The sequence below is a fragment of the Pseudoalteromonas sp. 4NS20-0020 genome (assembly GCF_057554385.1).
In genome coordinates this window covers 320,590-345,974 of sequence record NZ_BAAJMI010000005.1, presented here as the reverse complement: position 1 = coordinate 345,974, position 25,385 = coordinate 320,590, and the positions used below count along the sequence as shown (strand labels likewise).

The window sequence follows — 25,385 nt, the reverse complement described above, 5'->3', positions numbered from 1 at the left end:
CCCAGACGGCGTTTCAAAACTAATATATTTGTATACACTAGCTCAGCTTATTTAGCTGTTTAGATTTCCATCAATTCAGCTTCTTTCGCTGTTAATTGAGTGTCCATTTCTTTGATAAATTTATCTGTTAACTTTTGGATTGCATCTTCGCCTTGGCGCGCTTCGTCCTCAGAGATATCTTTATCTTTTAATAGTGCTTTAATATCACCATTAGCATCACGGCGAATATTACGAACAGCAACACGGCCGCCTTCAACTTCGCCACGTACAATTTTAATTAAATCTTTACGGCGCTCTTCTGTAAGTGGAGGAAGTGGCACACGAATAACTGTACCTGCCGACATAGGGTTTAAACCTAAGTCAGACGCCATAATCGCTTTTTCAACTGCTTGTGCTAATGACTTGTCAAAAACACCAATGGCAAGCGTACGTGAATCTTCAATTGTTACATTTGCAACTTGATTTAACGGTGTAGGAGCACCGTAGTAAGACACCATAATGCCATCTAAAATTGCAGGGTGAGCACGGCCAGTACGAATTTTAGAAAGTTGGCTACCTAGTGCTGTTACACTCTTTTGCATGCGCGCTTGCGCATCTTTTTGAATATCGTTAATCACGGTTCAATCCTAATTATTTGATTACTTCATCTGAGGCTTGTGAAGAGATAAGTGTTCCTTCTTCTTCACCCATAATTACGCGTTTTAACGCGCCTGATTTATTCATGTTAAATACGCTTAATGGCATATTGTGATCGCGGGCTAAAGTAAATGCCGCTAAATCCATAACTTTTAATTCTTTATCAATAATTTCATTGTAGCTTAAGTGACGGTAAAGTGTCGCTTCTGGGTTTTTCACAGGATCGTCACTGAACACGCCATCAACCTTTGTTGCTTTAATGACTGTATCAGCTTCAATCTCAATACCACGTAGACACGCAGCAGAATCTGTAGTGAAAAACGGGTTACCCGTACCCGCTGCAAAAATAACAACGCGGCCAGTTTTTAATAAGCTTATTGCTTCAGCCCAGTTGTATGCATCACATACACCATTAAGTGGAATAGCAGACATTAATCGACAGTTTACAAAAGCACGATGCAGCGCATCACGCATTGCAAGGCCATTCATTACCGTTGCAAGCATACCCATGTGATCGCCTACTACACGGTTCATACCCGCTTCAGCTAATGACCCACCGCGTAAAAAATTACCGCCGCCAATAACTAAACCCACTTCTACGTCGAGCTCTACTAACTCTTTAATTTCTTGTGCCATACGGTCTAAAACTTTAGGGTCGATGCCGAAGCCTTCGTCTCCCATTAAAGCTTCACCACTTAATTTGAGAAGAACACGTCTAAAAATAGGTTTGCGATTGATAGTCATAGTTTTGGGGCCAACTTTTATTGAATTATGGATAAAAAATAACCGCGCTTATGTTAAACATAAAAGCGCGGTTATTTTAAAGAATTTCTAAGCGTGAAGCAAAAGCAAATAGTACTTTAATTGCATCTAATTTCCTTGTCCTTCACAGTTAGTCAATCTTACTCACCTTTAGCAGCAGCAATTTGAGCAGCAACTTCAGCAGCAAAATCTTCTTCTTTTTTCTCGATACCTTCACCAACTTCTACACGTACGAAGCCAGTAACTGTTGCGTTTTTCTCTTTAAGAACATCGCCAACAGATTTTTTAGGTTCCATGATGAATGCTTGACCAGTAAGAGAAACCTCACCAGTAAACTTCTTCATGCGACCAACAACCATTTTTTCAGCGATTTCAGCAGGCTTGCCTTCGTTCATCGCGATATCGATTTGAACTTGCTTCTCTTTTTCTACAACATCTGCAGGAACATCAGCAGGTGTTAAGTACTCAGGGCTTGAAGCAGCAACGTGCATTGCAACGTGCTTAAGTGTTTCTTCATCAGCAACACCAGCAACAACAACACCAATACGCTCACCGTGACGGTACTCAACTAGGTTTTCACCAGCGATGTACTGTAGGCGACGTACGTTGATGTTTTCACCAATTTTAGTTACTAGCTCAACACGGTCTTCTTCAAACTTAGCTTGTAAGTCTTCGATAGAAACTGTTTCAGCGATTGCAGCGTCAGCAACTTTGTTAGCAAATGCTAAGAAGCTTACATCTTTTGCAACGAAGTCTGTTTGACAGTTAACTTCAACAAGTACCGCAACACCCGCATTTTGCTTGATGATGATAGTACCTTCAGCAGCAATGTTACCTGCTTTTTTAGCAGCCTTTGCAGCACCGCTCTTACGCATGTTTTCAATCGCTAACTCGATGTCACCATCAGTCTCAGTTAACGCTTTTTTACAATCCATCATGCCAGCGCCTGTACGCTCGCGTAATTCTTTAACTAGGGCAGTAGTTACAGCCATTAGTAAATCCTCAAATCTGAAATCTGGTTTAGATAAGCGGGTTACCCGCTCTACAAGAATAGCAAGTCTTCATCCTATTAAGATGAAGACTTGATGACAGCTAATTACTCAGCTTCAACGAAATCGTCATTCTCAGCTTGAGCAACGATGTTATTCTCGCGACCTTCAGTGATAGCAGCTGCAACAGCGCTAGTGTAAAGGGTTACAGCACGGATAGCATCATCGTTACCAGGAACGATGAAATCAACGCCGTCTGGATTAGAGTTAGTATCTACGATTGCAACAACTGGAATACCTAGGTTGTTAGCTTCACGAATAGCAATGTGCTCGTGGTCAGCATCGATAACAAAGATCGCGTCTGGAAGACCGCCCATGTTTTTGATACCACCAAGGCTCTTTTCAAGCTTTTCCATTTCGCGGTTAAGCATTAACGTTTCTTTCTTAGTTAATTTCTCGAAAGTACCGTCTTGGCTTTGGATTTCAAGGTCTTTAAGACGCTTGATTGATTGACGTACTGTTTTCCAGTTAGTCAACATGCCACCTAACCAGCGGTGGTTAACGTAAAACTGATCGCTTGCGATAGCAGCTTCTTTAACTGCGTCGCTTGCTGCGCGCTTAGTACCAACGAAAAGAACTTTACCTTTGTTTGCAGCAGCGCCACTTAAAAACTTAAGTGCGTTGTTGAACATTGGTACAGTTTGCTCAAGGTTGATGATATGTACACGGTTACGAGTGCCGAAGATGAAAGGCTTCATCTTAGGGTTCCAGTAACGTGCTTGGTGACCAAAGTGAACACCAGCTTGAAGCATGTCGCGCATTGAAACGTTTGCCATTTTATAGATCCTCTATAGTTGTTTAGGGTTAGGCCTCCACATATCCCATAGCACCAACACCGAAGTATTTAAACTTCTAATGCACCCAAGTGTATGTGACGATACGTGTGTGTGTTAAAATCAAATTGTGTTTGCCTTAAATACAAAAAATCATTTAAGAATTTATTTGTAAAAAGACGGCGCGCTTTATACCATATTAAAATTAAATACTCAACATCGCGTGCAAAAATTATGCAGCGATAAAATGTTAGAAACGCAACTTTGGAGCCTCAATGAGCGCTATTATCAAGACCCCTGAAGAAATAGAGAAAATGCGTGCAGCTGGGCGTTTAGCAGCAGACGTACTTGAAATGATCGGCCCACATGTCGTGCCGGGGATCACCACTGATGAGCTAAATACTATTTGTCATGATTATATTGTTAACGAGCAAAAAGCAGTCCCTGCTCCTTTAAACTATCATGGTTTTCCAAAATCAATTTGCACCTCTGTTAACCATGTAATTTGTCATGGTATTCCTAACGACAAACCGTTAAAAGAAGGTGACAGCGTAAATATCGACATCACTGTTATCAAAGATGGCTACCACGGCGATACATCCAAAATGTTTCACGTAGGTAAACCAAACATTCAAGGTAAGCGTTTGGCTGAAGTAACACAAGAAAGCTTATATCTTGCCATTAAAATGGTAAAGCCGGGTGTACGTTTAGGTGATATTGGCGAAGCAATTCAAAAATACGCCGAGAGCTTCAACTACTCAATAGTACGTGAATATTGCGGCCATGGTATTGGTAGCGAATTTCACGAAGAACCACAGGTTATGCATTACGGTAAAGCCGGTACCGGTGAAACATTAAAAGCGGGTATGTGTTTAACTATTGAGCCAATGGTTAATGCGGGCAAGCGCCAATGTAAACTGCTTAAAGATGAGTGGACGGTTGTAACACGCGACCGCAGTTTGTCTGCACAGTGGGAACACACGTTATTAGTGACTGAAAATGGTGTTGAAATTTTAACGCTACGATCAGATGATACTATCGACAGGATTATCGAACACTAATAAACCTACGCAGTTGATAGTACGTTTATCAATGTGGAAGGTTCAATGAGGAGCCAGCCCACGTGGCATTACCCAACAAAGTAAAAAAGTTGCTTAGCGATGCTGAGCAACTAAGTGACTATCGCGATTGTTCCAGCTATTTTTACAAATGGTTGCATAACGAATTTTCAAAACAACCAGTTGGTAATTTAATTAATGCCCGGGCTGAGTTTATCGACCGCCTGTTGATCAAATTATTTCATGTTTATGATCTATCTCATGAGCCTGATTTAGCGCTGATTGCCGTAGGCGGTTACGGACGGGGTGAGCTTCACCCTTATTCAGATATCGACTTCTTACTGCTTGTAACAGAGCAACCAAGTGAAGCGGTATGTGAAAAAATAGGTCAATTTGTCACTATGCTGTGGGATCTTAACTTAGAGATTGGCCACAGCGTTCGTACTATTGATCAAGCAATAGAGCAAAAACGCGAAGACGTCACCTTTGCCACCAGCTTGCTCGAAAGCCGACTAATTTTTGGTAACCATATTGAGTTTGAAAAGCTTAAAAACTTTATACTCGAAACGCCAGTATGGGGCTCTAACGACTTTTTTGAAGCCAAAGTACAAGAGCAAAATCTGCGTCACCGTAAATGTCACGGAACAGCGTACAACTTAGAGCCAAACATAAAAGAAAACCCAGGCGGTCTTCGCGATTTACAAACTATTATTTGGGTAGCCAAAAAGCATTTTAGAGCAGAAACCCTCCAAGAGCTCATAAACCATGGCTACTTAACCCATGAAGAGTTTCAAGAGCTTTCAGAGTGTTTAGAAAACCTATGGAACATTCGCTTTGCCCTGCACTTAGCCGCTGGACGATCAGAAAACCGTTTACTATTTGATCACCAGCCCCTCGCTGCAGAAATACTTGGCTTTGGTAGCGATGGTAAAGCGTCGGTTGAACGTATGATGAAGCGCTTATTTCGCATAATGAGCCGTGTACGCGAACTTAATCAAATGCTGCTTTCGTATTTTGAGCAAAGTATTTCGCCACTAAGCAGCGAAGCCGTTGTTGAAGTACTCGACAGAAATTTTGAGCGTGTTGGCCATCAAATTCGTGTTAAAGACCCATCTGTATTTTTTAGGCGCGATCAACTTTTTGTTCTGTTTGAGCACATTGCTGAAAATCCAGAAATTACCCATATTTATCCAAGCACCATACGTACTATTCGCCAAGTACGCCGTCGTTTGTTGGGTGACCTGCAAGATTACGCGGCCTGCCGTGAAGCCTTCTTACGCTTGGTAAAACACCCTAACGGTATGGGCCGCGCATTCACATTAATGCATAAGCACGGCATGCTGGCAGCATACTTACCGCAATGGCGTAATATTTTTGGGCAAATGCAGTTTGATTTATTTCATGCCTACACGGTAGACGAGCACACCCACAAATTAATCAATAATATTTACCAATACTTTGATAAAACGGGCGTGAGTGAGTTTCCAATTTGTAGTGAAATAGTCACTCGAATGGATAAACCCGAGCTTTTATATTTAGCCGGTATTTTTCATGATATTGCGAAAGGCCGTGGTGGCGATCACTCAGAGCTAGGGTCGGTCGATGCTATTGCATTTGCTAAGTTACATGGGTTCTCATCATCCGATGGCAAGCTTATCGCATGGCTTGTTGGTAATCACTTACTTATGTCGGTAACTGCACAAAGAAAAGACATAAACGACCCTACAGTAATCAAAGACTTTGCAACACGTGTAAAAACAGAGCGCCAACTCGATTACCTTTATTGTTTAACTGTGGCAGATATTCGTGCCACTAACGACAACCTATGGAACGATTGGAAAAACACCTTATTGCGCGAACTTTATTTGCACACACAACGTGCATTGCGTTTGGGCCTTGAAAACCCAATGGACCAACGCGACCAAATTCGTGATAAAAAGCACCAAGCAAAACAACGCCTGCTTAATTTAGGGTACCTTGAAGAAAAAATTGACTTAATTTGGAGCCGCTTTAAAGCAAACTACTTTACTGCATTTAGCGAGCAGCAAATATCGTGGCAAACCGAGCATTTAGTAAATAGCACCGATTTAAGTCAACCGAGTGTGATTGTGTCGAATGCGCCTATGCACGGCGGCACGCAAGTGTTTGTTTACAGCCCATACTCGGGTGCCCTATTCGCCCGTTTAGTAAACATAATTGGTACTAAAAAAGCACAGATCCAACACGCACAAGTACTGACCACCAAAGACGGTTATGTACTGTTTAGCTTTGTTATTCTTGAAGTCAGCGGCGACCCTATCGCAAGTAGCCGCGCGCAATCGATTAAACGCGGCCTTGAGCAAGCACTCAACGATCCGCGTAAAAAAATTCGCTTTAAAAAGAGTCGCTCACAACGTTTTAAAGACTTTAATATCAAACCCAAAATTGTGCTGCGCCCACATGCTAGAAAAGATCGCAGCTTAATTGAAATACAAGCGGTTGATATACCCGGTCTACTAACCAAAATAGCCGAAGTTTTCCAAGCACATTTACTCCATATTCATGCAGCCCGCATAACAACGGTAGGTGAACGTGCAGAGGATTTCTTTGTCGTATCAAATAACGAATACCAAGCCCTGACTGATGAAGAACAAGCAAAAATTCATCAGGCATTACGTAAAAAATTCAACGCCGAAACAGAATAAGAGGACACACATGTCAGATTTAAAAACAATGATCGAAAACGCATGGGATAACCGCGACAGCATTAGCCCAAACACTGTATCTAGCGATGTAAAACAAGCCATTATTGACGCGCTAGAACTACTTGATAGCGGTGCCGCGCGTGTTGCTGAAAAAATATCAGGCGAATGGGTTGTGCACCAATGGCTTAAAAAAGCAGTTTTACTATCTTTTCGTATTCGCGACAACCAACCAATGAACGACGGCGTTAATCAGTTTTACGACAAAGTACCGCTTAAATTTAGCGACTACACGCCAGAGCAATTTCAACAAGGCGGCATGCGCGTAGTGCCTAACGCAGTAGCACGTAAAGGCAGCTTTGTAGGTAAAAACGTCGTACTTATGCCCTCGTACGTAAACATTGGCGCATACGTTGACGAGGGCACCATGGTTGATACATGGGCCACTGTTGGCTCATGTGCACAAATTGGTAAGAACGTACACTTATCTGGCGGCGTTGGCATAGGCGGCGTTTTAGAGCCACTACAAGCTAACCCAACCATCATTGAAGACAATTGTTTTATTGGCGCACGTTCTGAAATTGTTGAAGGTGTAGTAGTTGAAGAAGGCGCTGTTATTTCAATGGGCGTTTATATCAGCCAAAGTACTCGTATTTACGACCGTGAAACCGGCGAAATTCACTACGGCCGCGTACCTGCAGGCGCAGTAGTTGTACCAGGTGCACTACCATCAAAAGATGGCACACACAGCCTTTACGCTGCAATCATTGTGAAAAAAGTAGATCAACAAACACGCGAAAAAGTAGGCATTAACGCCCTACTTCGCTCGATTGATGATTAAATAGAAAACAATGGCATTAGTATAAATTATTGATGAAAAAATAAGGCTGTGAACCTTTTTAGATTTAGAGCCTTACATTCTTTTAAAGCGTTCGTTTATATACGTTAATTCCCAAAAGCTACATCTACCATTTTGAATAGTGATCTTCTGCTAAGCCCCACTGCCCGTTGAGTGTTATCACTTCATTAGGAAGCGTTATTTGACCGAAATAACGACCGATTTTTTGTGTGAAATTCGTGGCCACAATGAGTAAATTAGTTTTATCAAAACGTTGGCTTACAGGTTCAAAAGTAAGATTAATCAGGCCGTCGTTTGAGTGAAGTTCCCACTTGTCACAATCAATTTCGTTACCATAACGATTAAACTTAAAATCAACCATATCAATTTTGTATAGCTTTCCGTCAAGCCAAATAGCATTTTCAGTAAATCCTGTTTCAATTACACCTGCTGAAAGGTTTACTCCCAAGTAGCGCCCATCAGGTAATTTGCAGGCAAGGCTTGCCCAATTCCAAAATGTTTCACGACGCATATAGCCTGCACTCCAATCTACACAGGCCAATGCGTTCATATGGCTAAAATCGTAGCGGGTATTTTTTAATAGAAGCGTGCCAGAGCAATTTAGCGCGGCCGATTTTTGGGTGAAATGGAAACCAGTATAACCAGCTCGAGCACATACACTCAAAGGAAGGTAATTATCTGACTCGTTAATTATTGCATCAAGGATCAGCGTGGTACTTATTTTAACTGTTACCTTTCGTTCACCGGGTCTATCTGTGGTATTAACGTAAACGCTGTTATCACCCTTTTTAAAATAACTATTGCCAGAATTTGGCAGCGGCTCAATTAATGTGTTTTTAGAAAATAAATTTACAAAGCTGTGCTCGTCTAACTGCTCTGTTTTTAAATTGTAAACATAAACAAAACAGTTGCTGGCAATTTTTAAATCAACGATTGCAAGCCCAATAACTAATTCATCGCAAGTAATGCTTATAAACTGAAACTGGTTAAACTTAAATCTTTTTGCAAGTTTACCGCATGGCTTATCCATTGCGTTTCTTAAATCAAAATCTAAGTAATTAATATGCTCAATCCCCTGTGGGAATAAACCAAAGTTAGCCTGACCATCAGGGTTAATCAGCTGCAATTTTTTTGGCATGTAACTTATCCTTTCATTTACAGCCTATATTATTCTCGGGCATAAAATAATCAACCTAAGAAGATAATTACATGGTAAATATTCGTTTTGTTATCCATATGCTTTTTGTCGTAACAATTTTGATAATAAAAGGCGGTAGTTTACCAACACCAATAAAAAAGCACTTATAAAAATAAGTGCTTTTAGGTTTGCTCAATTAATTTTTAATTACAGCGCGTTAAATACGTCGTCTGTTTTAGCTGCACAAATAAAATCGTTTTTGTGCAAGCCTTTAATTGAATGGCTCCACCACGTTACAGTTACTTTGCCCCACTCGGTTAATAAACCAGGATGGTGGCCTTCGTCTTCTGCCATGTCGCCTACTTTGTTAGTAAACGCGATAGCTTGTTTAAAGTTTTTAAATTTATAAACACGCTCTAGCTGCATAATGCCGTCGCGTACTTCTGGTACCCAGTCTGGTATTTTTGTAATAAGCTGTGCAAGCTCTTCGTCAGACACTTTTGGTGCATCTACGTGGCAAGCTTCGCATTTTTGTTCACTTAATGAAGACATTTTAAATCCTTACTTTAGCGTTTCTTTTAAATTAAAGTTAACTGGCTAATTTTTCTTTTGGTGGAAATTTTGGGTCATGCAAGCCAAGCTCTTTAGCTTGCTCAACCAAAGTCATAATATCCATTTGCGATATATCAAACAGATCATGAATCGAATTAATGGTGTAGTACTGCGGTTGCATAATATCAATGCGATAAGGCGTACGCAGTACATCAATTACGCTCATAGGCGTTATTTCTGGTGTATCTGAATACACATACTGCGTTTCACCCGGGCTTGATAAAATTCCGCCACCGTAAATACGCAGGCCGTTTTCGGTTTGCATTAAACCAAACTCAACGGTAAACCAGTACATGCGTGCTAGGTAAACACGATCTTTTTTCTGCGCTGCATACCCTAATTGCCCGTATTTGTGTGTGAACTCGGCAAAATCAGGGTTTGTTAGCATAGCGCAGTGGCCAAATATTTCATGAAAAATATCTGGCTCTTGAAGATAGTCAAACTCTTCACGGCTTCGAATAAACGTGGCAACCGGAAACTGTTTATTTGCTAACAACCTAAAAAACTCATCAAAATCGATAAGTGCAGGCACAGGCGCTACTTGCCAACCGGTGGTGGCAAGAAGTACCTCGTTAAGCTCGCTTAGTTGCGGTATACGGTCGTGTGGAAGATTTATTTTTTTAAGTCCTTCCATATACTCATCGCAGGCCTTGCCCTCTATGCACGCAAGTTGGCGTGCTACAAGCTCAGACCAAATTTTATTTTCTTCATCACTCCAATGTATAACACCATTTTCGTCTGGTGTTTTGGATGTGTATTTACTTGCTTTAGCCATAAGTACCTTCTGGGTTGTGAGCCCTAAATCGGTGTCAGTGTGATACTCAAACCTATTGAATATCGAGTGACCCCATACTATGTAAAAGTGAAGAAAAGTTTAATAGACAAGCTAACATCTGTACTTGGCGCGATCACCTCATTCGTAAAGTTAAAATTACACACATGACACATTATAATTACAGCTATACATATAAAGGCTTTACACGCAGACTTACATGTAAACAAATAAATACAGCTAAAAAATTTGAGTAAACGCCTGGTCTAAATCACTAATAATGTCGTTAACATCTTCAAGCCCAACAGAAAGCCTGATCAACCCGTCACTGATACCAGCGGCGGCTCTCTCTTCTGGTGAATAAGGAGAATGGGTCATAGACGCAGGATGCTGAATCAGTGTTTCGGCATCGCCTAGGCTTACAGCAAGTGTACAAAGCTTCATACTATCAATAAATTGCGCACCTTGTTGTAAAGTGCCTTTTATTTCAAACGCAATCACGCCACCTGCCGCTTTCATTTGATTACCAATAAATTTATTTCCTGGGTGTGATTTAAGGCCGGGGTAATAAACAATATTAACTTGATGATGCGCCTCTAGGTATTCAGCCACTGTTTGTGCACTCTGACAGTGACGCTCCATGCGTATGGCTAAGGTTTTTAATCCGCGATTTATAAGCCATGCGTCGTGTGGGCTTATGGTTGCACCAATGTCTTTTAGTACGGTCATTTTTATCAAGGTAATATGCTCAAGCGATCCACACACAAGTCCTGCCACCACATCGCCATGGCCATTTATGTATTTGGTTGCACTGTGCATAATGATATCAATGCCATATTGTTTTGGTGATTGCAGCAATGGCGTTAAAAAAGTGTTGTCTACCACGCTAATTAAGTTGTGCTGTTTAGCAATAGCGCCAATAAGTGCTAAATCAATCACAGCCATTGTTGGGTTTATTGGTGTTTCTACAAATATCATTTTGGAATTAGGTTTAATGGCAGCGCGTAGTTCGTCCTCGCAGGTCATATCAACAAAAGTGACTTCAATTCCCCAGCGCGGCAACATGTGTGCAAAAAACGCGAACGTACAACCGTATAATGCGCTTGATGCTACAAGATGGTCGCCCTGTGATAAAAAGCTCAATACCGATGCCGATACAGCGCCCATGCCTGTAGCCGTTGCCGCAGCGGCTTCGCAGCCCTCTAGCTGTGCTATCTTTTGTTCAAGTTCGGTGGTCGTTGGATTGCCTAGGCGGGTGTAAATATAACCGGGTTCATCACCTGCAAAACGTGCGGCACCTTGTGCAGCATTTTCAAAATGAAAGGTGGAGGTTTGATACAAAGGCGACGTAAGTGCGCCATGCGGGTCGTTTGCTTTTTGCGGGCCATGGATACATTGTGTATGAAGATGATGCTTGGTCATTATCTTTGTGCTCATTTTTATTATGTGTTGTTAGTGACATAGATAAAAACGTACCACAGTTTAAATCACAAGCATGCCGGATGCTCAGATGGCTATTTGTGCAAAGTTTACCCATTTACCTGTACACAAATATTTCCATGTTATTGTGTGGGCTCTGTTTTTCCTCGTTTTAAAATTTTACCTGCAATGCTCTGAACGGTCCCTTTCAATAGGCTGCGCTTGTGTTCTAGTTTAGGTAATGGGCGGCTTAACTCCATTGCTTTATAGCCAATTCGCGCTGTAAAAATCCCTGCACTCACACCTTGTGCGGCTCGCCCAGATAGCTTACCAAGCAATTCTGCACTGAGCGCAGTGGCTGCTAAATCAGAGACAAGCTCTGCACTGCCTACAAACATCACTTGTTTTATAAGCATACGGTAAAGCTTAATCCGGCTTGCGTAACCAAAACCAATGCCATAAATTTTACCTATTTGCTCAATTAACTTAGTACCACGCCAAAGCACAGCCATCATATCCACCAGCGCAATGGGGCTCAGTGCAACTAATAAAGCTGACTCAGTTGCAAAACGGTTTATAAGCTTTTTTGCTTGTGTGTCTTGCGTTATTAGTAAGCTATTTGCGTAAAGGGTCATTATTTCTTTATCACTGTGATGCTGTGCAACTTGCTTTTTAAAGCTGTCAAAATTATTAAGCTTTTGGTGCTTGTTTAGCTTTTCAAGCCACGGCAATGCGCCGCCTACTTGCTCGCTATTTAAGAGCCTGTCAGCTTCTTGGCGGTGTAACTGATTGCGCTTAAGGCTGCGCAACATTCTATATTCGCGCCATAACATGCGCCCAATAAGAAGCACACCACTTACCACTGCGGTTAAATACACACCGCCTAAAACAATCGACTGTTGAAATGCAAACATTAATGAATAAGCAAATTCAAGTAACACCAGTACTAAAAAGCTTATGGCAAACACCCCTTTAAGCGTTTGCCATTTTGACTTTTTATATACCGGCTCTAGGTCTATTTCATCTTCAATAAACTCTTCATCAGGTTCTTCAATATAGTCACTTTTACCTTGAGCCACTATTTTTGCGGGTACAAGCGTAGCTTCAATTTTTTCATCAGCTTGAGTATCAATTCGCCTACCTGCTTGAAAAGTTTGCTGTGTGTCGCTCATGATAATTTGTCTCCTAATAGATACTGCATCACATGATCAAGGCGAATATGTTTAAGTTGCTTGTCGGGGGTTGGCATAGGCGCAAACGACAAAAACTCAAACCCCTGCGCTGGCCACTCATTTTTATTAAGCATGCGGTTAGGTGGTTGTGGGGGTAAGTAGGTTATCCAATCTTGCTCGTTAAGTGGCTTGCCGTAAATACACTCTAGCGTTTGGCCTTTATCGGTAACTTGGCGCGGCTGCGTTGCAGTAATTGACGACATAGCCATTGTTTCTATTTGTACGCCATCAAATTTTAAATAGTTAGTTTGCTCATGCACTAGCGAATCAAGTAGAAGTGCTAAGTCTTTGTGGTGCTTGGCACTTATGTGATCTGACTTATTAGCCGCGAAGAGTATTTTATCTATGTTGGGTTTAAATAAACGCTTAAAAAATCCCGACTCGCCGTAATTAAAGTGAGCGAGTAATTGGTTGATTACGCTACTTTGCTCTTGTAGTGTTTCGTGGCCTTCGTTTAAAGCACTTAATACATCAACTAACACTATTTGGCGGTCAAAATGTTTAAAGTGCTCGTTATAAAAAGGCTTAACCACTTCTTTTACATAGGCATTAAAGCGCTTAATGAGATGCTCTAAATTTGACCCCGCAATAATATCATCGCTATTAACCTGCTTAAAATTAACAGGGAAAAACAATAATAGCGGCGCGCCTTTTAAATCACCAGGCATAAGCATTCGCCCAGGTTGTAACATAGCTAGTTTGGTGTCTTTTTTGAGACCCACAAGCATATGTTGATAAAGTTCAGCAATTTGCGCAAGTACGCTCTCATCCACAGGCGCGTTTAAATCAAGCTGATCAAGCGCATTTAAAAATTCACTAGAGGTGTTCACACGCGGGTGCTGTAATAACAGCGGATATTGTTGCTCGCACCACTGGCTATAGCTTTGCTCAAGCATAGGTAAATCAAGTAGCCATTCACCTGGGTAGTCAATAATGTCTAAATACAGAGTAGATTGTGGTGAAAAGTGCCCACGTAACCCAGAGGCACTTTGGTATTTAATAGCCAAACGCAAGGTGTTAATACGCTCGGTTGATGCAGGCCATGTAGGCATCCCATCACTTGGGAGTAAAGCATTGAGTGCTCGCGGATAGTCAAAGGTAGGGACCTTTAACGCCTCTTGCGGTACAACTTTAGTGGCTATGTGGCGCTGCTCTCGCATTACATCAAAAAAAGGGAGGTTTTTATCGTTAGCTTGTGTAGTTAACTGCTTGACTAGAGCTGTAATAAAGGCGGTTTTACCGCTACCGCTTAACCCAGTTACAGCCAATTTTACATGCTGATCTAAACTACGGTGAAGGGCTTTTTGGGCATTGCCTTTAATACTTTTAAAGGTCTTTTTAGCAAATGAAGTACGACTCATAATGGGCTAGCACTTCATTGATGCTTAATCACCGAACAAAGTGCTATTAAATCCTTTAAAGTTTGTTGATTTCACGGCTTACCGTAAACTCGCTTGAGGTAACATGGCGTTCCATATCCTGAAGGCGTGTATCTACTCGCGCTAAACGCTCTTTTAAATCTTGTAAAGCGCGGCGCGGTGGCTCACCCTTTTGCCATACTTTAAATTTTACCTCTAACGGATCGTCAGCTTTTGTTGAGCTGCTCGCATGTGCAGTCGTTGGCTCTTTTTTGTCTAATATAAACCACGCTGCAATATACGCTACCACAAACAATGGGCCACCTGCTAGCAGTACCGCACTAACAAATATAATGCGAACTAACCATAACTCCATATTAAAGTAGTCACTTAATCCCGCACATACTCCGGCTATTTTACCGCGTTGTGGGTCTCTTAATAATTCGCGTTTGGCATTCATACTTTGCGTCTCCATTGTGGTGACTCTTGGTCTAGCAATGCTTCAAGTGTTTCGACTCTATCAGCCATACGTTCAGCTTTGTGTGCTAGTTCTAATAACTGGCGATGTTCGTGTTCACTTAACCCTTGGCTTACTTGTTTTTTGCTACGGTAGTGTAAAATTAACCACAGTGGCGCAACAAAAATCATAAACAAGATAAATGGTGCAACTAGTATCTCTGGATCAAACATAACCCTCTCCTGACAATCCGTTCAAATTTGTTAAGCAGTGGGGCACATTACATGCCCCTGCGTAAATTACTTATCAGCAAGCTTCTTTTTAAGTTCAGCTAGCTCATCATCAATTTTTTCATTTTTTTGTAAATCAGCAATTTCGTCTGCTAACGTTTGCTTACCTAAATCGTAAGACTCTATTTGAGATTCTAGTCCATCAATTTTAGTTTCGTAACGTTCAAAGCGATTAAGTGCATCTTCTACCTTCGAGCTATCAAGTGCTTTTTTCACTTCTAGGCGCGACTCAGCTGAACGCTGACGAAGAATTATTGCCTTTTGACGTGATTTAGCATCAGCTAACTTTTCTTGTAACGTGGTCACTTCTTGCTGAAGCTTCTCAATATGAGACTCTACATGCTCAAGTTCACCTTCAACAGCCGTCACTGCATCTGCCGACTTTTGCTTTTCGAGCAATGCTGAACGAGCTAAATCTTCGCGGTCTTTACTAAGTGCTAACTCAGCTTTTTCTTGCCAGTCACTTACTTGAACTTTAAGTGTATCTAGGCGGCGAACAATTTCTTTTTTCTCTGCCAGAGTTTTAGCTGACGTAGAGCGAACCTCTACTAGTGTATCTTCCATTTCTTGGATAATCAGACGCACCATTTTTTCTGGGTCTTCTGCTTTATCTAAAATGGCATTGATATTAGAATTAACAATATCTGCAAAACGTGAAAAAATTCCCATAACATTTACCTCTGTAATTAAAACTTAGTTAGTCTGCTTTAACTAGTATCAATATGCTTGCCAACTTTTTAAAAACTAAAATACACTGTATTTTCATTAAGTTAAACTAAATATACAAATTACTTTAGTTATTCATAATTATGAAATACACTAACAGTTAGTAAAAATGACTAAGACTTAGGGAATATGAGCCAATATCGCCAACAAGACAATTTACTGGGCCAATCAGACAGCTTTTTATCTGTGTTGGATCAAGTATCGCAACTAGCTAATCTAGATAAGCCGGTGCTTATTATTGGCGAACGAGGCACAGGTAAAGAGCTTATAGCTGCCCGCCTGCATTTTTTATCTAAACGTTGGGATCAAAACTACGTAAAACTAAATTGTGCTGCATTAAACGAGAACCTGCTCGAAAGTGAATTGTTTGGTCATGAAAGCGGCGCATTTACGGGGGCCAGTAAACGTCACGAAGGCCGTTTTGAACGTGCTAACAGCGGTACACTATTTTTGGATGAATTAGCAAATACATCCGCCATGGTGCAAGAAAAACTCCTACGCGTTATAGAGTACGGTGAGTTTGAACGTGTTGGCGGCAAGCAAACTGTAAAAGTAGATACTCGCCTAGTATGCGCCACCAATGAAGACTTACCACACCTTGCTGAACAAGGTGAGTTTAGAAGTGATTTACTTGATAGATTAGCATTTGATGTAATAACGCTTCCCCCACTGCGTGAACGTCAAGACGATATTATGCTGCTTGCAGAGCAATTTGCGATGAACATGGCACGCGATTTAGAGTGGGAGCTATTCAGCGGGTTTACTCGAAGCGCTACAGAAACGCTTTTATCGTATAACTGGCCTGGTAATATTCGTGAGCTTAAAAATGTGGTTGAACGTAGCTTATATCGCCACGGTAGTGAACATATTCCCGTTCACCAGATTATTTTGGACCCATTCGAAAGTCCATTTAGACCCAAAGCGCGTATTAAAGCACCAATAGCCACTCAACATATTAGTGCTGAGCCTGTTTCTGTTGCAGCGCCTGTAAACGTTTCTGAGCAAAAAGTTGAAGCCAATATTCAATTTCCTTGTAGCTTAAAAGAACGCTCAAATGAATTTGAAATAAATATGATTAATAAAGCGCTTGAGCACAGCCAATTTAATCAAAAGAAAACTGCAGAAGTCCTTGGTTTAACGTATCATCAATTACGTGGGTATCTAAAAAAATACAATTTGTTGGATCAACAATAGTTAGAGGTTATGCGTGTGCATAAATTTTTACTTGCTTTACTAGCAGGCACTTTAGTTGGCTGCTTAGATAGTGAAGAACGCGTTATTGAAGAAAAAAACCAAGGCTTGGTCTATTGCGCCGAGGCAAACCCTGTGTCGTTTAACCCACAAGTGACAACCACAGGCTCAACTATTGATATTATTGCCAATCAGCTTTATGACCGCTTAATAAGTATTGACCCGGTTACTGCTGAGTTTCAGAGCGAACTCGCAACAGATTGGAAAGTAAGTAAAGATGGTAAATCGGTCACCTTTACTCTTCGAAAAGACGTACCATTTCATACCACCGCGTACTTTACACCTAGCCGGACTTTTAACGCCGATGACGTAATTTTTACCTTTAGCCGCTTATTTGATGTGTACAACCCTTATCATTTTGTGGGTGATGCCAGTTACCCTTATTTTCAAAGTGTAGGCGTTGATCAGCTTATTCGTAAAATTGTTCGCGTGTCTGACCACCAAGTTAGATTTGAATTATTTAATGCTGAAAGTAGTTTTTTAGCTAACATGGCCACTGACTTTGCGGTTGTTTTATCGGCCGAGTATGCAATGAAACGCAAAGCGGCAGAGCAAGAAGAATTTTTTGATCAATACCCTGTAGGCACTGGTCCCTATATTTATCGTGAATATCGACGTGATAATTTAGTCCGCTTTTACCGTAACCCCGATTATTGGAAACACGACGTTGCCCTTGAACAACTCGTTTACGACATTACCCCTAATGGCACAGCCCGAATCGCAAAACTCCTTACTAAAGAGTGCGACTTAGCCGCTCATCCTAGTAGTGCTCAGTTGAGTATTTTAGCCCAGCGTGAAGATATTAATATTGAAAAAGAAACCAACCTCAATGTTGGATACTGGGCTTTTAACACAGAACGCCCACCTTTTGACGACATTCGAGTTCGCAAGGCGCTTGCACATGCAATTGATACAGATAAAATAATGCAAGCGGTATATTACGGTAATGGAACACGTGCCGAATCGATGTTACCACCAACCTCGTGGGCTTTTAACGCTCAAACAAGTATGCCATCATTTGACCCTGACCTTGCTAAAAAGCTACTCGCTGAAGCCGGCTTTTCTGATGGGTTTGATATGAATATTTGGGCCATGCCAGTGAGTCGTATTTATAACCCCAATGCACGTAAAATGGCTGAATTAATGCAAAGTGACTTACGCAAAGTAGGTGTTAACGTCAGTATTGTAGAATACGAGTGGAATACGTTTATTCAGCGAATTGGAGAGCACAGACACGATAGCGTGCTCCTCGGCTGGGCAGCAGATACGCCAGACCCCGATAACTTCTTTAGCCCTTTATTAAGCTGCTCAGCAACATTTAGTGGCAAAAACCCAGCCAATTGGTGCAACCCTAAATTTGATCTATTGCTGGCGCAAGCACTCGATACGACAGACTTAAATATGCGAAAAAAATACTACGCAGATGTGCAGTCGCTTATCATGGATGAATTACCCTTGTTGCCCATTGCTCATGGGTTACGGTTTCAAGCTAGCAGTGCCGATGTAGACGGCATAGAGCTTGGCCCATTTGGGGCTATTTCGTTAGCCAATGCGAGGAAAAAGTAATGATCCTCGATTATATTTTACGCCGCCTTGGTTTATTACTTTTTATGTTGCTCATGCTCAGCATTTTTACATTTTCGTTGGCGTACTTATTCCCTGGTGATCCATTAAGTAATTTAAGTGGCGTTCCGAGTAATAATTTTTCTCAAAATACGCAATTAGAAGATAAATACTTTTATAACAGTAATTATTTTATGCAATACCTCGCCTTTTTAGGGCGAGTTTTTCAGGGTGATTGGGGATTATCGTTTGCCTCTGGCGACAATGTTTTTTCACATATTCTTGATTTATTACCAGCGACGTTAGAGCTTAGTGTCTATGCACTTATTGTGTCTATATTTGTTGGCGTGCCTGCAGGTATTATAGGCTCAGCGTATTACAATCGCTGGCCAGATAAGCTTATTAATTCAACCACCATTGTGGGCTATTCTATGCCTGTATTCTGGTTAGCTTTATTACTAATTATGATTTTTTCGCTCAAATTGGGGTGGTTTCCTATGTCGGGTAGAATGGGGCTTCTTTATGAAATTCCAGCAGCCAGCGGGTTTATGCTCATTGATATCATGCTTGCCGGCTTTCCGTATAAAGGAATGGCATTTGTAGATGCATTACACCACTTAACACTGCCCACAATTGTGCTTGCCACATACCCAACCACCGTGCTTGTAAGATTTACCCGCGAATCAATGTTGAAAATAATGGATCAAAATTTTATTAAAACAGCACGCGCGAAGGGATTAAACAGACGCCAATTAATCATGCATCATGCACTGCGCAACGCGCTTTTACCGGTAATTAAAAAAATTGGTTTGCAATTCAGTACACTAATAACACTTGCTATGATCACCGAAGTTATTTTTTCGTGGCCTGGTATTGGCCGCTGGTTGATAGACAGCATTTACCAGCGCGACTTTCCTGCAATTCAGGGAGGCCTAATGGCTGTATCCTTATTTGTTATTTTAGCCACTATAACAACCGAACTTCTTTATAGTTTATTCGACCCACTCTCACGGAACCAAGCCCATGGCAAAGTTTAAGGTATTTTCTGAAGAGTCGAATAAATCGCCACTGGCGCGATTTTGGCGAAAATTTAAAAACAACCACCCTGCCCTTGTTGGTTTATGGGTGTTTTTGGCATTTGCCTTACTCGCTGCCAGCGCACCATTTTTAGCGCCTTATGGGGTAAACCAGCAGCACAGTGATGCGCTACTTATTCCACCTTCGTGGCGAGAAATGGGCGATGTGCGTTTTATTTTAGGCACTGATGATTTAGGACGCGATGTGTTGTCGCGTTTAATGAACGGCGCAACCTATACATTTGGTTTATCGGTAGTCGCTGCATTATTGACCACCATAATTGGTGTATTAGTCGGCACATTTGCTGGCATTAGTCGAGGTATGCGTTCAAGCTTTTTAAACCACTTACTTGATATCACTCTTTCAATACCGTCTTTATTATTGGCTATTATCATTATTGCAGTATTAGGCCCGGGCTTGATGAATACAGTATGGGCTATTATTTTAGCATTACTACCGCAGTTTATTCACTCGATTAGAAACCTAATAGTAGAAGAGCTAAGCAAAGATTACATTACGGCGTTTAAGCTCGACGGCGCTTCAAATTGGCATATTATATCGCGCGGTATTTTTCCTAATATTTATGAACACATAGTGGTTATTTTTACTATGGCACTGTCTACGGCCATACTAGATATTTCTGCGTTGGGTTTTTTAAAGTTAGGCGCACAACCCCCAACCACTGAATGGGGTGCCATATTGGCAGAAAACCTTGGCCTAATTTATTTAGCACCTTGGACGGTTGCCTTACCAGGCGTATTATTATTTTTAGCGGTATTATCGACCAATTTAGTAGGCGATGGACTTAGACAAGTGCTAAAAGAGCGCAAGGCCGATTAAATGCAATTATTAGATGTTAGAAATTTAACCATTGAACTGCGCACTTCAGAAACAGTTATAAGAGCAGTTGATAGGGTCAGCTTTAGCTTAAAAGAAGGTGAAGTGCATGCGCTTGTAGGTGAGTCAGGCTCAGGTAAAAGCCTAATCGCAAAAGCAATTGTAGGTGTATTAAACGAACGCTGGAATATAACCGCTGATAGAATTCACTGGCGTGGTGTTGACCTAATGCGCCTAACTCCGGAGCAACGCAGACAAACGGTTAGCAAAGATATTGCAATGATCTATCAAGATCCTAGCCGTTGCCTTGACCCTACAGCGAAAATTTTTAATCAAATTGCTGAAACCTTACCTGAAGTTGCTCGCAAGGGGTTCTTTTTAAAACGAAATCGCGAACGAAAAGACCGCGTTAAAGCACTTATCCATAAAGTTGGTATTAAAAACCATGAAGCGGTACTAGACAGCTACCCTCATGAGCTCTCAGAAGGTGTGTGCCAAAAGGTAATGATTGCAATGGCAATTGCCCGAACACCTAAGCTATTAATTGCTGATGAGCCGACTACGGCACTTGAGAGTACTACCCGTGCGCAAGTTTTTAGGTTATTAAAAAGCCTTAATCAACTCAAGAATATGTCTATCTTAATGATTTCACACGAGCTTGAAGAGATTGCTGATTGGTCTCATGGGATTCATGTTTTATATTGCGGGCAAATGGTTGAAGCAGGTCCAACTCATAAAATATTTAAGCAACCTCGCCATCCATACACCCAAGCACTTTTGAAAAGCTTGCCAGATTACGAACAAGGCTTGGCTCATAAAGAACCGTTTTATGCGCTTAAAGGTACTATTCCTACTTTACAACATTTACCAATTGGTTGCCGACTTGGGCCACGTTGCCCACAAGCACAAAAAGAATGTGTAGTTACACCTGCTCTCACTAAACACAGTGGGCACAGCTACGCTTGTCACTTTCCGCTTATAAAGGAGGTGAAGTAATGCAGCCTACTCTCAAAGTACAAGCGCTATCTAAAACATTTGATGTGCGAGCGGGTTTATTTAAACGCAAAAAATTTGAAGTGCTAAAAAACATTTCTTTTTGTATTGGTAAAGGTGAAACCATTGCCGTAATTGGTGAAACAGGCTCAGGGAAAAGTACGTTAGCTAAGTTACTTGCCGGTGCCGATAACGCAAACGCTGGGCAAATATTACTTGAAGGCAATATAATAGAAGATAACGGTATTCGTGATAACCAATGTCGTCACATTAGAATGATTTTTCAAGACTCAGGGGCGTCGTTAAACCCAGGTTTAACTATTGGCGACATGCTTGATGATTGCTTGCAATACAATACGGACTTTGATGAAGAAGAACGCTCAGAAAAAATAAATACAACACTCTCTAAAGTTGGATTGCTAGTCGATCACCAACATTACTATCCACATATGTTCAGTGTTGGCCAGTTGCAACGTGTGGCTTTTGCCAGAGCGCTTATTTTAGATCCTAAAGTGATGGTGCTCGATGAAGCCGTATCGTCTTTAGACCCATCTATACGAGCCCAAATAGTAAATTTATTACTCAAGTTACAACGTGAAACGGGTTTAACTTATGTCATGATCACCCATCACCTTAGTTTAGTACGCCATATTAGTGATCAAGTCATAGTGCTAGATAAAGGCGAGGTGGTTGAGTATGGTTTAACAGAAAATGTATTTAATAACCCTCAGTCAAAAATAACGCAGCGTCTATTAAGCTGTTAATGCAATTTTTTGTTATGTAAGTGCATTTTAGAAGGTCTTGTTATTAACTTTTACTTTTTAACAAGGCCACTCCATGCTCAAACACACTACTTAGTATTACTCCCCTACTGATTTTATCAGCCTCTGCTATTCCCGAGCCCTCTAACAAAGTTAAAAACTGGATTGGCGGAATTGATCATTTAGGTTTAACTGTTTCAGATTTAAATTCATCTAAAGCGTTTTTTACTGATGTGCTTGGTTTTAAAGTGCTGGGAAATGATCCAACTTATCCTGCGTACTTTTTATCTAATAAAAAAACAACCATTACATTGTGGCGAATTAAGAATAATGAAAAACGTGTAGAGTTTAATCGAGCAGAAAATTTGGGCCTGCACCATTTAGCACTCAGTGTTGAGAGTATTGAAAAGTTAAGCAAGCTGCATAAGCACTTAAAAATGCAAAATGATATTACTATAGAATTTGCACCAGAGAATTTGGGTAAAGGCCCTGCGCAGCACATGATGATAAGAGAGCCTAGCGGTAACCGTATTGAATTTATTGCAAGGCCTATCTAGCGCCCTAAAATGATTAGTATTATTACGCAGTGGTATAAGCACACCCGAATTTAAAGCAATAAAAAAGGCGCTCAGAGGCGCCTTTTTTAATAACCAAAATTAACTTATTCAGCAGCTTGTTCAACTACTGGTAAATTAAGTTCAGCTTTAGCTTTAAGCGACTCTATGAAAACCATATAGTTTTTGTTTGCTTGAGCCATTGTAATGCTTTGTTTAGCTTGTGGGTCAATATCAGCCGTTACTGTAGCATCTGTCACTGAGTTAAGGGCAACAATCGCTGCATCACCGTTATTTAAGTCAACAACATCTACCACTGCAGTGTCTGCTGGGTGAGCCATTTTAAATGCCTGAGTAACAATCGCTGGCGAGACAGCAAAACTTTGACGATTTAGTTGTGACTCTTGACGAAGCGTTAAGCCTTGCTCAGTTGCAATATCATTCAAACTTTTACCTGCTTGAATTTCAGCAAACAAACTACGCGCTTTATCTTTGGCAAGCTCAGAGGTCTTGTCATTTACCAAGCGTGTTTTAATCTGTTCACTTACATCACTTAATGGTTTAGTTGACGCTGGCTGATGCTCGTTAATACGCACGATAACAATGTGCTCATCGCCCAACTCAATAACTTCAGAGTTAACTTTGTCTTCAAGTAAGTCAACAGATGTTAGTGCAGTAATAACAGCCGGTGTATTTAACGGCTCAGGTAAAGCGTTCAATGCTAAAAGAGGGGTTGACTGAACTTCTAGTTCAGCAACTTCTGCTGCATCATCTAAACGATCTGAAATTTCAAACGCGATTGCACCCATTTCGGTTTGCTTATCGTAAAACGCATCAATTTTTTCAGCACGCTCTAATTCAGCACGTAAGTCCGCTTTTACATCATCAAATGGTTTAACTTGTTGTGGCTGAATATCAGTCAGTTTAATGATGTGATAACCGAACTCTGACGCAACCACTTCTGAAAAATCACCTTTCGCTTCAAGTGAAAATGCTGCATCTTCAAATGCAGGATCCATTACATCACGTTCAATCCAATCAAGGTCACCGCCCATCTCTGCGCTAACGATATCATCAGATGAAGACTCTGCGAGTTCAGCAAAGTCTGCACCTTGTTGAAGCTCAGCATAAAGCGCATCGACTTTAGCTTTAGCTGCATCATCGTCTTCACTATTATCTATTAATATGTGTGACACACGGCGTTTTTCAGGCTCAACATATTGCGCCTTATTTTGCTCATAAGACGCTTTCACATCTTCTTCAGTCACTGAACCAACAACAATATTTTCAGCTTTCAATTCGACATAGTTCACCGAGATAAGTTCTGGTGATAAAAACTGCGATGCATTTAGGTCATAGTAATCTGAAACTTCTTGCTCTGATACTTCAACATTATCTGCAAGTGACTCTTTATTAATTACTAAGTAATCAATGCTACGAGTTTGTTGTTGAAGAGCAATAGCACTTTTAAGCTCGCTTTCAAGCGCAAAGTCTGTGCCTGCAACTGCTGATACTAACTGACTGCGTGTCATGTCTTCGCGAAGGTATTCACGAAAAGTATCTGGTTGGAAGTTCATTTGACGAATTACTTGTAAATAACGATCGTTATTAAATTTATCGCCAAGTTGGAAGTAAGGCAATTCTAAAATTGTTTTACGAACTGTATCATCGCTCACGCGAAGGCCTAATTCTGCCGCTAACTGTGATTGCAATTCTTGTTGTACTAAGCGGTCAATTACACCTTGACGAATTTGTGCCATATAATTTGGATCTGCAGCAATTTGTGTAAAGTACTCACCAAATTGTTGCTCTAAACGATTACGTTCGTTTTGGTACGCGCGGTTAAATTCCGTTTGGCTAATTTTAACTCCGTTTACTTCAGCAACAGGTTGTTCCGTGGTTTGACCTAGGTAACTACCGATCCCTGCTAAAGCAAAAGATAAAATCACCGCGCCTAAAATTATTTTGGCTACAGGTCCTTGCGAACCTTCTCTGATTTTCTCAAGCATTTGTTTATCTCTTTTTGATCAAGGCTCAATACCTTGTCACATGTAAAAAAAGCGTATCTTACCAGATACGCTTTTTCACTTGAAGTAACTAGCGGTAAAGTTACTCAATTCAACTGTTAGGCTGATTAAGTAACTTTACTTTCGCCATAACTAATCTGTTTAAACTATTGATTAGTTTACTGCGTCTTTAAGCGCTTTACCGGCTTTGAAAGCTGGAATGTTTGCAGCAGCGATTTGAATAGTTTCACCAGTTTGTGGGTTACGGCCAGCTCGTGCAGCACGTTCACGTACTGAGAAAGTACCAAAACCAACAAGTGCAACTGAGTCGCCATCTTTAAGCGCGCCAGATACAGATTCGATGAATGAATCAAGTGCACGACCTGCAGCCGCTTTAGAAATGTCAGCATCAGCTGCGATTTGATCGATTAATTGAGATTTATTCACAATATCATCCTCTTTCATTGTTATTATCAAGAGCGATGGTTTTTTAAACTAACATCACTTTTTTGAAAATTTTA

Annotated in this window: 25 protein-coding genes; 10 read left to right on the top strand and 15 right to left on the bottom strand. The window is 41.0% G+C overall.

What is annotated here, in order from left to right:
* Positions 1-59: 59 nt before the first annotated feature.
* From frr to rpsB, 4 genes are all read right to left on the bottom strand, one after another.
* A complete protein-coding gene (frr, locus tag AC27JL_RS14785; protein ID WP_282447153.1) occupies positions 60-581 on the bottom strand; it encodes a ribosome recycling factor in 522 nt (173 codons plus the stop codon).
* 49 nt (positions 582-630) lie between these two features.
* On the bottom strand, positions 631-1,380 hold the full coding sequence (pyrH, locus tag AC27JL_RS14780; RefSeq protein WP_006793634.1) for a UMP kinase: 750 nt from the start codon (positions 1,378-1,380) through the stop codon (positions 631-633).
* A 158-nt stretch (positions 1,381-1,538) separates the two neighbouring features.
* Positions 1,539-2,390 (bottom strand): translation elongation factor Ts, encoded by an 852-nt coding sequence (gene tsf / locus AC27JL_RS14775; protein WP_487195929.1) that lies wholly within the window; start codon positions 2,388-2,390, stop codon positions 1,539-1,541.
* Between the two features lie 104 nt (positions 2,391-2,494).
* Positions 2,495-3,223, bottom strand: coding sequence for a 30S ribosomal protein S2 (rpsB, locus tag AC27JL_RS14770; protein ID WP_006793636.1), 729 nt, complete (start codon positions 3,221-3,223; stop codon positions 2,495-2,497).
* 272 nt (positions 3,224-3,495) lie between these two features.
* Here rpsB and map point away from each other — a divergent pair, with 272 nt between their 5' ends.
* The 3 genes from map to dapD all read left to right on the top strand — a co-directional run bounded on the left by map (position 3,496) and on the right by dapD (position 7,800).
* Positions 3,496-4,281 (top strand): type I methionyl aminopeptidase, encoded by a 786-nt coding sequence (map, locus tag AC27JL_RS14765; protein ID WP_487195928.1) that lies wholly within the window; start codon positions 3,496-3,498, stop codon positions 4,279-4,281.
* A gap of 62 nt (positions 4,282-4,343) precedes the next feature.
* Positions 4,344-6,962, top strand: a complete 2,619-nt coding sequence (gene glnD, locus AC27JL_RS14760) for a [protein-PII] uridylyltransferase (RefSeq protein ID WP_010557179.1) — start codon at positions 4,344-4,346, stop codon at positions 6,960-6,962.
* Between the two features lie 10 nt (positions 6,963-6,972).
* Positions 6,973-7,800, top strand: coding sequence for a 2,3,4,5-tetrahydropyridine-2,6-dicarboxylate N-succinyltransferase (gene dapD, locus AC27JL_RS14755; protein WP_305400481.1), 828 nt, complete (start codon positions 6,973-6,975; stop codon positions 7,798-7,800).
* A gap of 124 nt (positions 7,801-7,924) precedes the next feature.
* Here dapD and AC27JL_RS14750 read toward each other — a convergent pair whose 3' ends face one another.
* The 9 genes from AC27JL_RS14750 to pspA form a co-directional block, all read right to left on the bottom strand.
* The gene (locus AC27JL_RS14750; RefSeq protein WP_203986569.1) at positions 7,925-8,956 is read right to left on the bottom strand and encodes a DUF2804 domain-containing protein; all 1,032 of its coding nucleotides are present in this window, start codon (positions 8,954-8,956) and stop codon (positions 7,925-7,927) included.
* A gap of 207 nt (positions 8,957-9,163) precedes the next feature.
* A complete protein-coding gene (locus AC27JL_RS14745) occupies positions 9,164-9,508 on the bottom strand; it encodes a 4a-hydroxytetrahydrobiopterin dehydratase (protein WP_006793641.1) in 345 nt (114 codons plus the stop codon).
* A gap of 37 nt (positions 9,509-9,545) precedes the next feature.
* Positions 9,546-10,343: a phenylalanine 4-monooxygenase gene (phhA, locus tag AC27JL_RS14740; RefSeq protein ID WP_008126648.1), complete on the bottom strand. Its 798-nt coding sequence runs from the start codon at positions 10,341-10,343 to the stop codon at positions 9,546-9,548.
* 237 nt (positions 10,344-10,580) lie between these two features.
* Positions 10,581-11,762, bottom strand: a complete 1,182-nt coding sequence (gene megL, locus AC27JL_RS14735) for a methionine gamma-lyase (protein ID WP_487195927.1) — start codon at positions 11,760-11,762, stop codon at positions 10,581-10,583.
* A 140-nt stretch (positions 11,763-11,902) separates the two neighbouring features.
* Positions 11,903-12,931: a TIGR01620 family protein gene (locus tag AC27JL_RS14730; RefSeq protein ID WP_487195926.1), complete on the bottom strand. Its 1,029-nt coding sequence runs from the start codon at positions 12,929-12,931 to the stop codon at positions 11,903-11,905.
* Complete coding sequence (locus AC27JL_RS14725) at positions 12,928-14,352, bottom strand: YcjX family GTP-binding protein (protein WP_487195925.1); 1,425 nt, start codon at positions 14,350-14,352, stop codon at positions 12,928-12,930. Before AC27JL_RS14725 ends, AC27JL_RS14730 begins: the two co-directional genes overlap by 4 nt.
* A gap of 55 nt (positions 14,353-14,407) precedes the next feature.
* The gene (pspC, locus tag AC27JL_RS14720; RefSeq protein WP_006793646.1) at positions 14,408-14,809 is read right to left on the bottom strand and encodes an envelope stress response membrane protein PspC; all 402 of its coding nucleotides are present in this window, start codon (positions 14,807-14,809) and stop codon (positions 14,408-14,410) included.
* Positions 14,806-15,039, bottom strand: coding sequence for an envelope stress response membrane protein PspB (gene pspB / locus AC27JL_RS14715; RefSeq protein WP_006793647.1), 234 nt, complete (start codon positions 15,037-15,039; stop codon positions 14,806-14,808). The genes pspC and pspB overlap by 4 nt, the downstream gene beginning before the upstream one ends.
* Positions 15,040-15,105: 66 nt before the next feature.
* Complete coding sequence (gene pspA, locus AC27JL_RS14710; protein ID WP_006793648.1) at positions 15,106-15,765, bottom strand: phage shock protein PspA; 660 nt, start codon at positions 15,763-15,765, stop codon at positions 15,106-15,108.
* Between the two features lie 186 nt (positions 15,766-15,951).
* Between pspA and pspF the strand changes: the two genes are divergently transcribed.
* The 7 genes from pspF (at position 15,952) to AC27JL_RS14675 (ending at position 22,861) form a co-directional block, all read left to right on the top strand.
* A complete protein-coding gene (gene pspF / locus AC27JL_RS14705) occupies positions 15,952-17,016 on the top strand; it encodes a phage shock protein operon transcriptional activator (RefSeq protein WP_487195924.1) in 1,065 nt (354 codons plus the stop codon).
* Positions 17,017-17,031: 15 nt separating this feature from the next.
* Positions 17,032-18,639, top strand: coding sequence for an ABC transporter substrate-binding protein (locus AC27JL_RS14700; protein WP_008126635.1), 1,608 nt, complete (start codon positions 17,032-17,034; stop codon positions 18,637-18,639).
* Positions 18,639-19,673 (top strand): ABC transporter permease, encoded by a 1,035-nt coding sequence (locus AC27JL_RS14695; RefSeq protein WP_008126634.1) that lies wholly within the window; start codon positions 18,639-18,641, stop codon positions 19,671-19,673. Before AC27JL_RS14700 ends, AC27JL_RS14695 begins: the two co-directional genes overlap by 1 nt.
* Complete coding sequence (locus tag AC27JL_RS14690) at positions 19,660-20,553, top strand: ABC transporter permease subunit (RefSeq protein ID WP_006793652.1); 894 nt, start codon at positions 19,660-19,662, stop codon at positions 20,551-20,553. Before AC27JL_RS14695 ends, AC27JL_RS14690 begins: the two co-directional genes overlap by 14 nt.
* A complete protein-coding gene (locus AC27JL_RS14685) occupies positions 20,554-21,546 on the top strand; it encodes a peptide ABC transporter ATP-binding protein (RefSeq protein WP_058429500.1) in 993 nt (330 codons plus the stop codon).
* Positions 21,546-22,307 carry an ATP-binding cassette domain-containing protein gene (locus AC27JL_RS14680; protein WP_010557188.1) on the top strand — a complete coding sequence of 254 codons (762 nt, stop codon included), beginning with the start codon at positions 21,546-21,548 and terminating at the stop codon, positions 22,305-22,307. Before AC27JL_RS14685 ends, AC27JL_RS14680 begins: the two co-directional genes overlap by 1 nt.
* 95 nt (positions 22,308-22,402) lie before the next feature.
* Positions 22,403-22,861, top strand: coding sequence for a VOC family protein (locus AC27JL_RS14675; RefSeq protein ID WP_487195995.1), 459 nt, complete (start codon positions 22,403-22,405; stop codon positions 22,859-22,861).
* A gap of 104 nt (positions 22,862-22,965) precedes the next feature.
* Here the strand turns inward: AC27JL_RS14675 and AC27JL_RS14670 are convergent, their stop codons facing one another.
* Both AC27JL_RS14670 and AC27JL_RS14665 read right to left on the bottom strand, forming a co-directional pair.
* Positions 22,966-24,867 carry a SurA N-terminal domain-containing protein gene (locus AC27JL_RS14670; protein ID WP_058429502.1) on the bottom strand — a complete coding sequence of 634 codons (1,902 nt, stop codon included), beginning with the start codon at positions 24,865-24,867 and terminating at the stop codon, positions 22,966-22,968.
* Between the two features lie 171 nt (positions 24,868-25,038).
* A complete protein-coding gene (locus AC27JL_RS14665) occupies positions 25,039-25,335 on the bottom strand; it encodes an HU family DNA-binding protein (RefSeq protein WP_286364811.1) in 297 nt (98 codons plus the stop codon).
* Between the last annotated feature and the right edge of the window lie 50 nt (positions 25,336-25,385).

Coding starts and splice junctions, on each gene's coding strand:
- megL (WP_487195927.1), bottom strand. CDS start 11,762: ATGACCAAGCATCATCTTCATACACAATGTATCCATGGCCCGCAAAAA.
- AC27JL_RS14680 (WP_010557188.1), top strand. CDS start 21,546: ATGCAGCCTACTCTCAAAGTACAAGCGCTATCTAAAACATTTGATGTG.
- pspA (WP_006793648.1), bottom strand. CDS start 15,765: ATGGGAATTTTTTCACGTTTTGCAGATATTGTTAATTCTAATATCAAT.
- map (WP_487195928.1), top strand. CDS start 3,496: ATGAGCGCTATTATCAAGACCCCTGAAGAAATAGAGAAAATGCGTGCA.
- AC27JL_RS14695 (WP_008126634.1), top strand. CDS start 18,639: ATGATCCTCGATTATATTTTACGCCGCCTTGGTTTATTACTTTTTATG.
- AC27JL_RS14690 (WP_006793652.1), top strand. CDS start 19,660: ATGGCAAAGTTTAAGGTATTTTCTGAAGAGTCGAATAAATCGCCACTG.
- AC27JL_RS14745 (WP_006793641.1), bottom strand. CDS start 9,508: ATGTCTTCATTAAGTGAACAAAAATGCGAAGCTTGCCACGTAGATGCA.
- AC27JL_RS14725 (WP_487195925.1), bottom strand. CDS start 14,352: ATGAGTCGTACTTCATTTGCTAAAAAGACCTTTAAAAGTATTAAAGGC.
- pspB (WP_006793647.1), bottom strand. CDS start 15,039: ATGTTTGATCCAGAGATACTAGTTGCACCATTTATCTTGTTTATGATT.
- AC27JL_RS14685 (WP_058429500.1), top strand. CDS start 20,554: ATGCAATTATTAGATGTTAGAAATTTAACCATTGAACTGCGCACTTCA.
- AC27JL_RS14750 (WP_203986569.1), bottom strand. CDS start 8,956: ATGCCAAAAAAATTGCAGCTGATTAACCCTGATGGTCAGGCTAACTTT.
- phhA (WP_008126648.1), bottom strand. CDS start 10,343: ATGGCTAAAGCAAGTAAATACACATCCAAAACACCAGACGAAAATGGT.
- rpsB (WP_006793636.1), bottom strand. CDS start 3,223: ATGGCAAACGTTTCAATGCGCGACATGCTTCAAGCTGGTGTTCACTTT.
- frr (WP_282447153.1), bottom strand. CDS start 581: ATGCAAAAGAGTGTAACAGCACTAGGTAGCCAACTTTCTAAAATTCGT.
- AC27JL_RS14730 (WP_487195926.1), bottom strand. CDS start 12,931: ATGAGCGACACACAGCAAACTTTTCAAGCAGGTAGGCGAATTGATACT.
- pyrH (WP_006793634.1), bottom strand. CDS start 1,380: ATGACTATCAATCGCAAACCTATTTTTAGACGTGTTCTTCTCAAATTA.
- tsf (WP_487195929.1), bottom strand. CDS start 2,390: ATGGCTGTAACTACTGCCCTAGTTAAAGAATTACGCGAGCGTACAGGC.
- pspC (WP_006793646.1), bottom strand. CDS start 14,809: ATGAATGCCAAACGCGAATTATTAAGAGACCCACAACGCGGTAAAATA.
- pspF (WP_487195924.1), top strand. CDS start 15,952: ATGAGCCAATATCGCCAACAAGACAATTTACTGGGCCAATCAGACAGC.
- AC27JL_RS14670 (WP_058429502.1), bottom strand. CDS start 24,867: ATGCTTGAGAAAATCAGAGAAGGTTCGCAAGGACCTGTAGCCAAAATA.
- dapD (WP_305400481.1), top strand. CDS start 6,973: ATGTCAGATTTAAAAACAATGATCGAAAACGCATGGGATAACCGCGAC.